Annotated in this window: 9 protein-coding genes; 5 read left to right on the top strand and 4 right to left on the bottom strand. The window is 48.6% G+C overall.

The window, feature by feature from the left end:
• Positions 1-113 precede the first annotated feature (113 nt).
• Complete coding sequence (locus tag ACJJI5_RS18185) at positions 114-1,931, top strand: DUF885 domain-containing protein (RefSeq protein ID WP_445354854.1); 1,818 nt, start codon at positions 114-116, stop codon at positions 1,929-1,931.
• Positions 1,932-2,203: 272 nt separating this feature from the next.
• The gene (locus ACJJI5_RS18180; RefSeq protein ID WP_445354853.1) at positions 2,204-2,599 is read left to right on the top strand and encodes a cupin domain-containing protein; all 396 of its coding nucleotides are present in this window, start codon (positions 2,204-2,206) and stop codon (positions 2,597-2,599) included.
• Between the two features lie 225 nt (positions 2,600-2,824).
• Here ACJJI5_RS18180 and ACJJI5_RS18175 read toward each other — a convergent pair whose 3' ends face one another.
• From ACJJI5_RS18175 to sodB, 3 genes are all read right to left on the bottom strand, one after another.
• Entirely contained in the window at positions 2,825-4,711 is a 1,887-nt protein-coding gene (locus ACJJI5_RS18175; protein ID WP_445354852.1) for a DUF885 domain-containing protein, read from the bottom strand.
• A 428-nt stretch (positions 4,712-5,139) separates the two neighbouring features.
• Positions 5,140-7,014 carry a DUF885 domain-containing protein gene (locus tag ACJJI5_RS18170; RefSeq protein ID WP_445354851.1) on the bottom strand — a complete coding sequence of 625 codons (1,875 nt, stop codon included), beginning with the start codon at positions 7,012-7,014 and terminating at the stop codon, positions 5,140-5,142.
• Positions 7,015-7,248: 234 nt separating this feature from the next.
• Positions 7,249-7,830 carry a superoxide dismutase [Fe] gene (gene sodB, locus ACJJI5_RS18165; RefSeq protein WP_108732228.1) on the bottom strand — a complete coding sequence of 194 codons (582 nt, stop codon included), beginning with the start codon at positions 7,828-7,830 and terminating at the stop codon, positions 7,249-7,251.
• Between the two features lie 332 nt (positions 7,831-8,162).
• On the opposite strand from sodB, the gene ACJJI5_RS18160 reads away from it, so the two are divergent.
• Positions 8,163-8,921 (top strand): coiled-coil domain-containing protein, encoded by a 759-nt coding sequence (locus ACJJI5_RS18160; RefSeq protein ID WP_282931689.1) that lies wholly within the window; start codon positions 8,163-8,165, stop codon positions 8,919-8,921.
• A gap of 152 nt (positions 8,922-9,073) precedes the next feature.
• On the top strand, positions 9,074-10,582 hold the full coding sequence (locus ACJJI5_RS18155) for a fumarate hydratase (protein ID WP_413664798.1): 1,509 nt from the start codon (positions 9,074-9,076) through the stop codon (positions 10,580-10,582).
• Between the two features lie 42 nt (positions 10,583-10,624).
• On the opposite strand, the gene ACJJI5_RS18150 is transcribed toward ACJJI5_RS18155, so the two are convergent.
• Positions 10,625-12,448 (bottom strand): DUF885 domain-containing protein, encoded by a 1,824-nt coding sequence (locus ACJJI5_RS18150; RefSeq protein ID WP_445354850.1) that lies wholly within the window; start codon positions 12,446-12,448, stop codon positions 10,625-10,627.
• 208 nt (positions 12,449-12,656) lie between these two features.
• On the opposite strand from ACJJI5_RS18150, the gene ACJJI5_RS18145 reads away from it, so the two are divergent.
• Positions 12,657-13,001: a 4a-hydroxytetrahydrobiopterin dehydratase gene (locus ACJJI5_RS18145; RefSeq protein ID WP_108732232.1), complete on the top strand. Its 345-nt coding sequence runs from the start codon at positions 12,657-12,659 to the stop codon at positions 12,999-13,001.
• Positions 13,002-13,027 lie beyond the last annotated feature (26 nt).

Genomic DNA, 13,027 nt, shown 5'->3' with positions numbered 1-13,027 from the left:
TCTAATTCAGCTTGGCCCCTGCGCTGATCGCTCTATCGGAATTCTCTGCTGCGGGAGTTGAGGTGATCCTGATACCGGGACAAAATTACAGCTAAGAATTCGGGAGAAATATAATGATTAAGACTATTGCCAAATGGTTTGGCGGCTTATTTTTTGTGGGGGTTTTGGCAGTTTCTGCTTTTGCTATTAATGCAGTTTATTTCAAGCCTTGGTCTATAGATGTATTTTTTGAACGTGTCTTTATAAAAATCGGCAGTAGCAGTCCGGAAATCCTTTCACAAATTAGAATTTTGGAACAATTTGGAATTGATGGACACAATGCGCATCTCGATGATTTGTCTGAAGAAGAGCAGTTGCGTGTTATTGAAATGATGAAGAGCGAGCTGGCGGTATTGCGCAGCTACGATCGCGAAAGTTTGGAAGGGCAGCAGGCCATTTCCTATGATGTGTTAGAGCATCTTCTCAGTATAAAGGCGGAAGTTGAACGCTGGAGGCACCATGATTACCCGCTTAACCAAATGTCGGGTGAGCAGAATAGGTTGCCGGAGTTTCTCGCTGAAGTACATCAGATCAACAATGTAAAAGAAGCTGATTATTACTTGTCTCGTCTGGGAGAGGTCGGACGTAAGTTTGATCAATTGCTGGATGGTCTGAAGATAAGGGAAGAGAAAGATATCCTGCCCCCGCGCTTTGTTGTCGATAGTGTTTTAGAGGAAATGCAGGGTTTTATCGCCGCGCCGGTAAAAGAAAATATACTTTATACCTCATTACTGGAGCGACTTAACAAAATTGAAAAGCTGGATAAACAGGAGCGGGAAGGTATTCTCAGCCAAGCTGAGTTGCTGATTGGTACAGAAGTTTACGCCGCGTATCAAGGGCTAATCGATTATTTCAGTACTCTCCGGTTAAAAGTTGGAGAGAACAATGGTGTTTGGGCATTGCCGGATGGGGATGCCTACTATGTCTATCAAGTACGCAACTTTACCAGTACAGATATTGCACCGGAGGAACTCCATCGTATTGGATTGGAAGAGGTTGCAAGAATTGAAACGGAAATGAATGAAATTTTTTCATCCGTTGGTAGAACCAGTGGCACTATTAGCGAACGTTTTTCTGCACTGAATAATGATCCCCAGTTTCTTTATGAGGATTCAGATTTAGGACGAGAGAAAATTATTGCCGATTACCAGGTAATGATTGATGAAATTGATGCGGGCCTGGGTGACTATTTTGATTTAAAACCCAAAATGGGTGTTGAGGTGCGCCGAGTCCCAGAGTTTAAAGAGCAAGGTTCTGCGGGAGCCTACTACAATCCTCCAGCAATGGACGGGTCTCGCCCCGGGGTATTTTATGCAAACTTGCGGGATGTTCATGAAACCAAAAAGTTTGGAATGCGTACCTTGGCTTACCATGAAGCGGTACCTGGGCATCACTTCCAGTTGGCAATTGCACAAGAGCTAAAAGGTGTGCCGACTTTCCGTAAAATGGGGTTGTTTAATGCTTACTCGGAAGGGTGGGCACTGTACTCCGAGAAGCTTGCTAAAGAAGCCGGTTTCCAGGAAAACCCCTATGATGATTTGGGTCGGTTGCAGGCGGAAATGTTCCGGGCTGTGCGGTTGGTCGTGGATACTGGAATGCACTATAAGCGCTGGAGTCGCGAGCAAGCGATTGAGTATATGCTGGAAAAGACCGGTATGACTGAGTCTGAAGTCACCACCGAAATCGAACGATATATGGTTTGGCCCGGTCAGGCACTGGCCTACAAAACCGGTATGCTGAAGATTCTTGAGTTGCGTGAACGCGCTAAAGAAGCGCTTGGTAGCCAGTTTGATATCCGCCAGTTCCACAATGTAGTTCTCACCAATGGCGCTTTGCCATTGGCAGTGCTGGAGCAGCAGGTAGATCAGTGGATAGCAACCAACAAGAGTTAGGATTCACTTTTGCAGAGTATTCGGCTATAGGATCGAAAAAAGAGTAACTTAAAAGTTTGAGCATCTTTACCGCTAGAAAGGGTGAAGGTGCTCGGATCATGTGGTTTTAGTTACCAAAAAGGGAGAAGGGAAGAATACGCCGCGCTTGGGACCCTATGAGGCATGGATGCCGATTAGGAGCTTACAGGGATGTATTCACAGCGTGTCTCGAGTGCGGCGTATTCTTTCCTTCCACCCCAGTAGTAAGAATAGTACTTGTAAGGGGTTGGTAAGTGCCGAAGTCAAAAGCTATTACGGTAGATGATGGGTTTTCTAGAGTTAAATTTCTAAAAGGAAGAACTCCCGAAACAACGGATGAGGAAGCTAAAGATGCATTTGCCTTATTGTCCGAGTATAGGGATGGTGGAATATACGTAGCCCATTATTCAGGGAATAGCGAGTGGGAAAGACACACCAATGGAGATGAGTTTGTTCAAGTTATAGGTGGGGAAACAGCTCTAATTCTTCTCGTAAACGGTGAAGAGAAGCGGAACGAATTATCAGCTGGGCAAATATTGGTTATACCAAAAGGTGTCTGGCACCGATTTGAAACGCCTGGCGAAGTAAAAGTTATGACTATTACCCCGCAGCCAACTGAGCACAGTATTACTAAGCCATGCGATACCTAAGAAATAAGATCATTCTACATGCTGGCAGCGGTTTGCAGTACAAGAGTGCGTGCTGTTAGCTGGGGCTTTCAACCTTGAGCTATAGGGTTCTAAAAATGCAGGTAAACCAAGTATATCGCTTGTCCTCGTGTATATTTGGCTCTCGAATTGTTAGGTGTTCGCTAATAGCTCAAACAAGAAAGGCCACAGATAGTGGCCTTTCTTAATTCTGTTTTAACCTTTTAGTTATACTTTTGGAGTTCTGGTGCTTGCTATCCACTCGTCAATAATTTCCTCCAGGGCATCCAGTGGTACTGGGCCGTTGGCCAGAACTGCATTGTGGAATTGACGAATATCAAACTTCTCTCCCAGTTCTTTTTTGGCTTTCTCACGAAGCTGTAAAATTTTGAGCATGCCAATTTTGTAGGCTGCTGCCTGACCGGGTAATACGATATAGTGCTCGACAACTTTAATAACATCCCCTTCAGGGTCAGGAGTGTTTTCCATTAGATATTGTATGGCTTGCTCTCGGGTCCATTTCTTGGCGTGAATTCCGGTATCTACTACAAGGCGTCCTGCTCGCGATAGCTCCATTGCCAATCGCCCAAAATCTGAGTAGGGGTCTTGGTAGAGTCCCATCTCTTTTGGCAGCATTTCAGAGTAAAGGCCCCAACCCTCGGTATAGGCGGTATAGTGACCATATTTACGGAATTTAGGGATATCCTGTAATTCCTGGGTGATAGAGAGCTGCATATGGTGGCCGGGGATGCCCTCGTGGTATGCCAGTGCTTCCATCTGGTAACTGGGCATATCGTCCATATTGTAGAGGTTGGCGTAGTAGATGCCTGGGCGTGAGCCGTCGGCAGCAGGTTGCAGGTAAAAAGCTTTACCGGCAGATTTCTCCCGGAATGGTTCGACCGCTCTCACATCGAGGTCCGCTCTAGGTTTGGTGATAAATAACTCGTTCAGCCTACCCTTCATGGTATCGATAATGGTAGTAGCCTTCTCAAGATATGCAGCTTTCCCCTGTTCTGTGGTCGGGTAATAAAATTGCTGGTCGGTGCGCATAAATTCGAAGAAGTTTTTCAACTTACCTTCGAATTTTACTTTACGCATAATTTCCCGCATCTCATCATGGATGCGAGTCACTTCTTCAAGGCCAATCCTATGAATTTCTTCGGCTGTCATATCGGTAGAAGTGTAAAAGCCGAGACGAAAATTATAAAAGTCACTGCCATCTGCCAGTTTCCAGGCGCCATCATCAGTAGTTGCGCGTATCTCAAGCTCTTGCAGGTAGTCGATTAGGGTTTTATAGGCGGGGCCAGTGTTGTCTTTTAGCGCTGTTTTAGCTTTATCTATTAAGGACTTTTTCTGTTCTTTACTGATATCGAGGTTTTCTACTTTTCCCTTAAAGTCAGCAAATAGAGGGCTGTCCTTTTTTCTATCAAAAGGAGCACCAGTAATTAGGTTTTGTGCATCTCCAATAACATAGGGGAAAACGAATTTTGGAATAGTGGTGCCAGCTTTGGCGTTTTCCTCCAGTTGGTCTTGCAGCTGTGCGAAATACTGGGGAATTCTATTTAAGCGGGAAATATAAGCTTCGGCATCCCTGATGTTATCGATACGGTGCTGGCTGATAAGTGTTGAAGCGGCGCCGGTATGGGTGGCGAACATTTGGTTGACTGGATAATTATGATTTCGCCACTTATAGGCTTCGATTTCTTGTTGCAAATTGCGTTTTGCCAGTCGAAGATTAAGTTGGGTAGGTCGATCTAGTATAGCGGGATCAATTTTATTCAGCTCGGATAATTGACGTTTATTAATTTCATGGGTTTCTTGCGCAAACTCAGGAGTTAGATCATTCCATTTGCTGTACTCCTCTTTCAGACCCAAGAATGTTTTGAATTCAGGGCTGCGGTCTAGATGCTCCTGGAAGAACTTATCGAATAGCAAATTGACCTTCTTGCTGGCCTCACTCATTTCTTTGCTGACTTTCGGGGGAGGTGACTGATTAAGTGCACTTTCCTCTAAGGGGGCAATCTTATGTGCATCTGCATTGTTGGTACTATCGTTGCAGCCTGTGAGAATGAGTGAGCTTACTGCCGCTGCAATCAGAGTTACTTTTAACTTCATGAGTACAATCCTTGCGTTCAAAGAGTAGCTCTTACTTTTTTATCATTATTTTTGCAGTTAATGGACTTTTTTATGTAAAAGCATCCCATTATTTGGTTTTGTGGATATAAATTCAGCAGAAAATAAGAGCGGTGCACTTTTTTGGTATGGGGAATACTGGGTATGTTTTATTTTGGTGCTTTTATACGACAGTGGCGGCTAAGGTGAGCTGAAAATAGGGGGGGTTGAAATAAGACCACAGTGCCATTCATGCTGGGAGCTGGTGATTGCTTAATAAGAAGTCCGGAGTGTCATTCCGGACTTCCCTGTAAAACAATAAATGCCGTATTGTAAAAACTATACAGAATTTTTACTTCTGCAATGCTCTACTGACGATAAGAAAAAGACAGACAAGTAGTTATCAGGTACTTATCTGTCGCTTCTATTATTTATTGTTGGGTTTTTACTTTTGCAACCCACTCATTAACCAGTTCTTCCAGTACATCCAAGGGGACTGGGCCACTGGCCAGGATAGTGTCGTGGAAGCCGCGAACATCAAACTGATCACCCAGTTCTGTTTTGGCTTTTTCACGCAGCTCGACAATTTTCAGCATACCAATTTTGTATGCGGTCGCTTGGCCAGGCATCACAATATAGCGCTCGATCGCTTTAACCACGTCGCCTTTCGGGTTCGGGGTGTTCTCTACGAGGTAGTCGATCGCTTGCTCGCGGGTCCATTTCTTGGCGTGAAGGCCGGTGTCTACCACCAATCGGCCAGCGCGCCACAGTTCCATAGCCAGGCGTCCAAAGTCAGAGTAGGGGTCTTCATAGAAGCCCAATTCCTTGGGTACCAGCTCGGAGTAGAGACCCCATCCTTCGGTATAAGCAGTGTAACCACCGTATTTACGGAACTTGGGAATATCCTGTAATTCCTGAGCGATAGAAAGCTGCATATGGTGGCCGGGGATACCTTCGTGGTAGGCCAATGCTTCCATCTGGTAAGACGGCATATCGTTCATATTGTACAGGTTGGCGTAGTAGATACCTGGGCGCGAACCGTCGGGAGCCGGGCGCTGGTAGAAGGCCTTACCTGCAGATTTTTCGCGGAAGGCCTCTACGGCTCTTACATCGAGATCGGCTTTGGGCTTGGTGATAAACAGTTCATCCAGGCGGCCCTTCATGGTGTCGATAATTGCGGTGGCCTTTTCCAGGTATTCCGCTTTACCTTCCTCAGTGGTGGGGTAGTAGAACTGCTTGTCGGTGCGCATGAATTCGAAGAATTCCTGCAAGTTACCTTCGAACTTCACCTTGCGCATAATCTCGCGCATTTCGTCGTGAATACGGGCAACTTCTTTAAGACCGGTTTGGTGGATCTCATCGGCAGTCATATCCGTAGTGGTGTAAACACCGAGGCGGAATTTATAGAACTCTTCGCCGTCTGCCAGTTTCCAGGCGCCGTCGTCGGTAGTGGCTTTTTTCTCAAGCTCTTGCAGGTAGCTGATCAACTTTTCGTAAGCGGGACCGGCGCTTTCAGTCAGGGCCTGGCTGGCTTTATCGACCAGTGATTTCTTTTGATCTTCACTGATTTCCAGCTTTTCTACTTTTTCTTTAAAGTCTGCAAACAGTGGGCTGTCTTTCTCACCGTTAAAAGGTGCACCGGTGATCAGGTTGCGGGAATCGCTAATAACGTAAGGGAATACAAATTTGGGTACGATTGTACCGACTGCAGCATTGGCTTTCAGTTGTTCTTCCAGCTGGGAGAAATACTTGGGCATGCCATTCAAACGGGAGATGTAGGCCTCTGCATCGCTGACATCATCGATACGGTGCTGGCTGATCAGCAGTGTGGCGGCGCTGGTATGGGTGGCATACATCTGGTTGACCGGGTAGCCGTGATTGCGCCACTTGTAGCCATCAATATCCTGTTGCCAGTTGCGTTTTGCCAGGCGCAGGCTCAGGCGGGTAGCGTCATCCAAGGTGGAAGGATCAATTTTATTCAGTTCCGCCAGCTGACGCTTGTCGAGCTCCAGGGTTTCCTTGGCAAATTCTGGGGAGAGGTTATCCCACTTATCGTAGTCTTCTTTTTTACCCAGGAAAGTTTTGGTCTCAGGACTGCGGGCGAGGTGCTCCTGGAAGAAGTCCTCGAACATCTGGTTTACGCGTTTGACTGCGGCTGGGTCCACTTTTCCTGCGACTTCTTGAGTCGCCGTGCTTTCCGTGGCTGTGGCGGTTGCACTCTGCTCGGCTGTGTTCGGGGCGCGGTCACAGCCGCTGATTACCAGCGCGCTTATGGCGGCTGCGATCAGGGTTGGTTTCAACTTCATGAGCATATTCCCAGTGTTCGGTTCTTCGTTGCTAATTTGTGCCACTCCAGTGGCATTCTTTAGGTTGCCTGCCTAAACCCCCCACACTTTATGCGGGATGTGTAGTGCAGATCAGCAGGTATTGTGCTGACTGGAGCAGCATTTGGCCAGTAGTGGGGAGAATTTGATTGAGGGGAGGGTATTCAGGAAATAAAAAAGCGGGCACATGGCCCGCTTTTTCTGGTGACTTCGGGATTAAGCGAAGTTCTGGTTTACAAACTCCCAGTTCACCAGGGCCCAGAAAGCTTCCATGTACTTCGGGCGCAGGTTGCGGTAGTCGATATAGTAAGCGTGTTCCCAAACATCGCAGGTCAGCAGGGGAGTAACGCCTTCTTCAGTCAGCGGGGTTGCTGCGTTGGAAGTGTTTACAATGGCGACTGAGCCGTCAGCATTTTTTACCAGCCAGGTCCAGCCGGAGCCGAAGTTGTTTACAGCACTGGTGGTAAATGCTTCTTTGAACTGGTCGAAGCTACCGAAGGCTGCGTTGATAGCCTCGGCAATCGCGCCAGTGGCTTCGCCGCCACCGTTAGGGCTCAGGCAGTTCCAGTAGAAAGTGTGGTTCCAAACCTGGGCTGCGTTGTTGAACACACCACCGGAAGAGGACTTGATCACGTCTTCCAGAGATTTGTCAGCGTCAGCAGTGCCTTCCAGCAGGCCGTTCAGCTTGTCTACGTAAGTTTTATGATGTTTGCCGTAGTGGTACTCCAAAGTCTCTTCGGAGATATGCGGTGCCAGGGCGTTCTTAGCGTAGGGGAGTTCAGGCAATTCGAAAGCCATGGTGTTTTCCTTCCTTTGTCTGAGGGTTATTGGTGAGGGCATTCTACACGTGCCGCATCTCAGAATTAAGCCGGCGCGATGGATTAGGGAAGTTTGGGACGATTTCCTCAAACACAAGGGGGGAAGCTTTTGCTGTCAGCTCTATTCGACTGTCGTCTATTATTACTGACGACCGCTTACTTTTTCGTCAATTTTTGGTATAACTGCCGCAGAATTCGACGAATCTGAATGGATTCTATTGTCATATATTTCTGAAAATACGGTACCGGAAAGAGCAGCATAGAACTGGCGGGTACCGGACTCATCAGCACAGTTATCGGGTGTATCGAACCATGCAACGCAAAGAGCCCACATTGGGCGGCAGCGCCGCTCTTGAACCATCACTGGATCTCACTACCAGCGAAGAAAGGAGTGATTCACCAGAGCCCCAGGTGATCGTGGAGGAGCGCCGAGGTGGTTTCTCTTTCTTGGGTCTATGTGCCCTGATTATGGCGATGGGTGGCCTGGGTGCCTCGGGTTTCCTGTACCAGCAATGGCAGGACAGCCGGACCCTGTTGAGTGATGCAGAGACTCGTATTGCCGATGCGGAAAACCGTATTGCTGAACTGGAGAAGCGCTTTAGCCTCTCCGATGAGGAATCTACGGCATCGGTTGAGGTACTGAATGCAAAAGCCAAGGAAAACTCCTCGGAGATCCGCAAATTGTGGGGTGTTGCCTATGACACCAACCGCAAGAGTATCTCCGCAAATAAAACAGCAGTCGCGGCTAACAAAAAGCAAGTCGCCGCTCTCAGCACTAAGCTCAGCGGCCTCGAGTCCAGCGTGAAGAAAATCGCTGCTGTAGAGGCTTCGCTGGCAGAGTTGCGCAAGGGCAATACAGATTCCCAGCGTGAGATGACCGATAAGCTTGCTCGCCTGGAGCGCCAGCTGGCTTCAGTGCGCAGTGACCTGACTATGCGTGTCGGTGCGAATGAAGAGGCTGTAGAGTCTATCGATGCTTACCGCCGTTCGGTGAATAAGGATCTGGTGCAGCTTCGCGATGCGATTCGCTCCCTGCAGTCCAGCGGTGATTCCACAGCTTCATCCATGTAGTTTTCCGGTTGAGTTAAAAAAGGCGGACCTGGTGTCCGCCTTTTTTTATTCCGTTTTCCCTTAAGGTGAATGGGATTTCTGGGAATATCTGGGTCAATAACCCTACATTTCGTGTAGAATCGCCGGCCTCGAGACGTTAATCGGAGTTGGCAATGACCACTATCCGCCAGGATGATCTGATCGGCAGCGTGGCCGATGCGCTGCAATTTATTTCTTACTACCACCCACAGGACTTCATTCAGGCCCTGAACAAGGCTTATGAGAAAGAGGTCAACCCGGCGGCCAAGGACGCCATGGCCCAGATCCTGATCAACTCACGCATGTGTGCCGAGGGCCACCGCCCAATCTGTCAGGATACCGGCATTGTCACCGTGAAGTTGAAAGTGGGCATGAATGTGCGTTGGGAAGCGGACATGAGCGTTACCGATATGGTTAACGAAGGTGTGCGCCGGGCCTATCAAAATGCCAGCAACGTGCTGCGTGCCTCTATTCTGGAAGATCCAGATGGTGCTCGTAAGAATACCGGAGACAATACTCCGGCGGTGATTCACTATGAAATCGTTCCCGGTGATACCGTAGAAGTTTATGTGGCAGCTAAAGGCGGCGGCAGTGAAGCCAAAACCAAGTTTGCCATGCTGAATCCATCTGACTCGGTGGTTGACTGGGTGCTGAAGATGGTTCCGCAGATGGGTGCCGGCTGGTGTCCGCCCGGCATGTTGGGTATTGGTATTGGCGGTACCGCTGAGAAAGCGATGCTGTTGGCCAAAGAATCCCTGCTCGACCCCATCGACATTCAGGAGCTGCAAGAGCGCGGAGCCTCTAACCGCGCTGAAGAGCTGCGTCTGGAACTCTATGATTCCGTCAATAAACTGGGCATCGGTGCCCAGGGCCTGGGTGGACTGACCACTGTGTTGGATGTGAAGATCAAGGATTATCCTACCCACGCTGCCAACAAGGCTGTAGCGATCATCCCCAACTGCGCGGCTACCCGTCACACCCACTTTACCCTGGATGGCTCCGGGCCCGCGCGCCAGACTCCGCCTAAGTTGGAAGACTGGCCGGAAATTACCCGCGAAGCGGGCAGCAATACCCGTCGGGTAAACCTGAATACCATTACTGCAGAAGATATCCAAAGCTGGCAGCCCGGTGAGACCCTGCTGCTGAACGGTAAGATGCTGACTGGTCGCGATGCGGCGCACAAGAAAATGGTAGATATCCTCGCTAAAGGCGAGAAGTTGCCTGTGGATCTCACCGGCCGCTTTATCTACTACGTAGGCCCGGTAGATCCGGTGCGCGATGAGGTTGTTGGTCCCGCTGGTCCAACCACCGCTACCCGTATGGATAAATTCACTCGCACTATGCTGGAAGAAACTGGCTTGGCGGGGATGATCGGTAAGGCGGAACGCGGCCCCATGGCAATTGAGGCGATCCGCGATAATAAAGCGGTATACCTTATGGCCGTCGGTGGCGCTGCTTATCTGGTTGCCCAGGCGATTAAAGGCTCCGAAGTTATCGCCTTCCCCGAGCTGGGAATGGAAGCGATTTACGAGTTCGAAGTAGAAGATATGCCGGTAACTGTGGCTGTCGACAGTCAGGGTGAGTCAGTACACACTACTGGCCCGCTGATCTGGAAAGCCAAGATTGCCGAAGGTGAGGTGTAACGCTTCCGCCATTTAAAGAAAAGGCCCCAACAGGGGCCTTTTTTATTGGAATTTATTGCCTTGCTCAGCTAAGTCCGCCAGCATCAGTTCGCGAATAATTGGTATTGGTGCACTGCCATAGCTCAGGAACATCTCATGGAACCCCTTGAGGCTAAAGTTGTTGCCCATTTTCTTTTTGATTTCCTCGCGCAGGGCCAAAATATCTGTAAAGCCAGCAAAATAGCTGGTGAGCTGCACTTGGCTTAAGGTCGCCCTGCGCCATTTACCCTCTGCTTCAGCCTGTTGCTGAAAGGCATCCCTGACCATTAACTTCATCGCCTCTGCTTGGCTGATACCCTTTACCTGTACCTCATAATCCAAAATGGTATTAGTGATAGTGCGCAAGTTCCACTTGTAGTACATCAGCCACAGCTCGGGGGAAAAATTACCGTAACCAGCATCCAGCATCATGCGTTCCGCATAGACGGCCCAGCCTTCGATCATGGCAGTATTGCCGAGAATAGTTTTCAGGATACTGGGGGACTGGTTGGCGTAAACCAGTTGGGTGTAGTGCCCGGGAATCGCTTCATGGATATTGAGTATCTGCAGGATATAGTCGTTGTATTCTCGCAGTAAGCTCTCCGCCCGTTGATCGGAGTAGGTCTCTATGGGCATCACGTTGTAATAGGTATTTGCATTTTTATGGTAGGGGCCAGGCGCATTAATGGAAGCTACAGCAAAGCCTTGCATATAGGCTGGAGTTGTTCGAACTACCAGTGGCTTTTCCTTGTCCAGGCTTAACAGGTTTTTTTCGGTCACAAACTCTGCCAGCTCCGGGATCTGTTGCTCTACTTTTTTCTTGAAAGTGTCTTTGGTGGCATGATATTGGGAAAGCTTGTTCAGCAGCTTTTCAATTTTTGCCAGTGGCTCGTTGGGTGGGGAATCAGAAGGAAAGTATTTTGGCCAGAGTTGATCGGCAAGCTTGGTCATTTTATCGTGGGTTACCTGCTTCTCTATGATGGCGCGCTGGTATAGTTCAGCAGCGCTCATTCCAATATTGATATCAAACTGGAATTTTTCTTCGTAGAGTTTTTCACCGATACGAAAATCACGGAATTTTCCGGATTTAGTCAATTTCTTTTGCAAGTTTTGTAGGAAGTGGATATAGCTTTGTATCGCTAAGCGAGAATCGTGCATTCGCCGTAGGAAAATCTCCTTTGCGTCCGCAGGCATCTGACTTTCTTTAACCGTTTTTTCCAGCTCTTCGCCAAAGACTTCCAGTGAGCCTGTACTCTGTTGAATTGCTAATTCAAGCTGTGGCGCTGCCGGACGATAGATAGCTGCCTTAGCGGCCTGATAGTACTCGGGCACTTGCAGCATACGAGTGCTAACGGTATGTAGGCGCTTTAGAAGTGGCGCATAGTCGGTGTTTAGGATCAGGGCAAAAGAATGGGAAACATTATATATGGATGGGTCCCATTGGTATGACTTAAAGCGGGTATATTGCCATTGCAGTCGATGCAGAAAATTTTCTATAAGAGCGAGATTACTGCGTGAATTGATATTGAGCTGGCTTTTATCCAAGGCTGCAAATTTGCGTTCATAGATTTGAGCAAAGTCCAATACAAATTCACGATAACTCTTATCGGGCACCTGAAGCTCTTTGGCTACTTCATAGTAGCCCTCACTGAGCGCCCAGGATGGGAATAGATTCCATAGGCCGTGTATAAATTGCTGACAGAGCTGCTCGAATGCCAGGTTTGTCTCGGAGCGCATTTCCTCCAGGATAACCTTCTCTGGTGGAGGAAGGCGCTCTCTATCCACTTGCTGGCGCTCACAGGCTCCTAGAGATACTAGAAGTAGTAATAGACTGAGGTGTGCTTTCATGACAATCCTCACGTTAATCTGCCGATGTCGACCCAAGGCTGCGGTGGCTATAGATCGTCCAATATTTTTAGCATGCGGTTCCATTTTGTGATGGTAAAACCGGATAAAATGCGTTTTTGAGCCCTGTACTTGTTTCGTTAAGGGGGGGCGGGTAGAGTGAGGCCGGCCCAATTGAGCCGATAATAAACAAGGTTTTGAGGACCGATTCATGACCGAACTAGCTCAACAACAATGTGAAGCCTGTCGTGCCGATGCGCCGCTGGTGAGTGATGACGAACTGCCAGGACTGCTGCGGCAGATCCCTGACTGGACGCCGATGACCCGTGACGGAATTATGCAGCTGGAACGCGTGTTTAAGTTTCGTAACTTCAAGCAGGCTCTGGCGTTTACCAACCGTGTCGGCGCGATTGCTGAAGAGGTGGGGCATCACCCCGCACTGCTGACTGAATGGGGTAAGGTTACGGTTACCTGGTGGAGTCACGAGGCTAAGGGCCTGCACAAAAATGACTTTATCATGGCTGCTCGCACCGATGAGCAGGTGGATGCCGCTTAACTAGTATTTCTTGTGGCGCCTATATC

The organism is Microbulbifer maximicatervae (SeqCode) (assembly GCF_052467955.1).
This window is presented reverse-complemented; position numbering and strand designations above follow the sequence as displayed.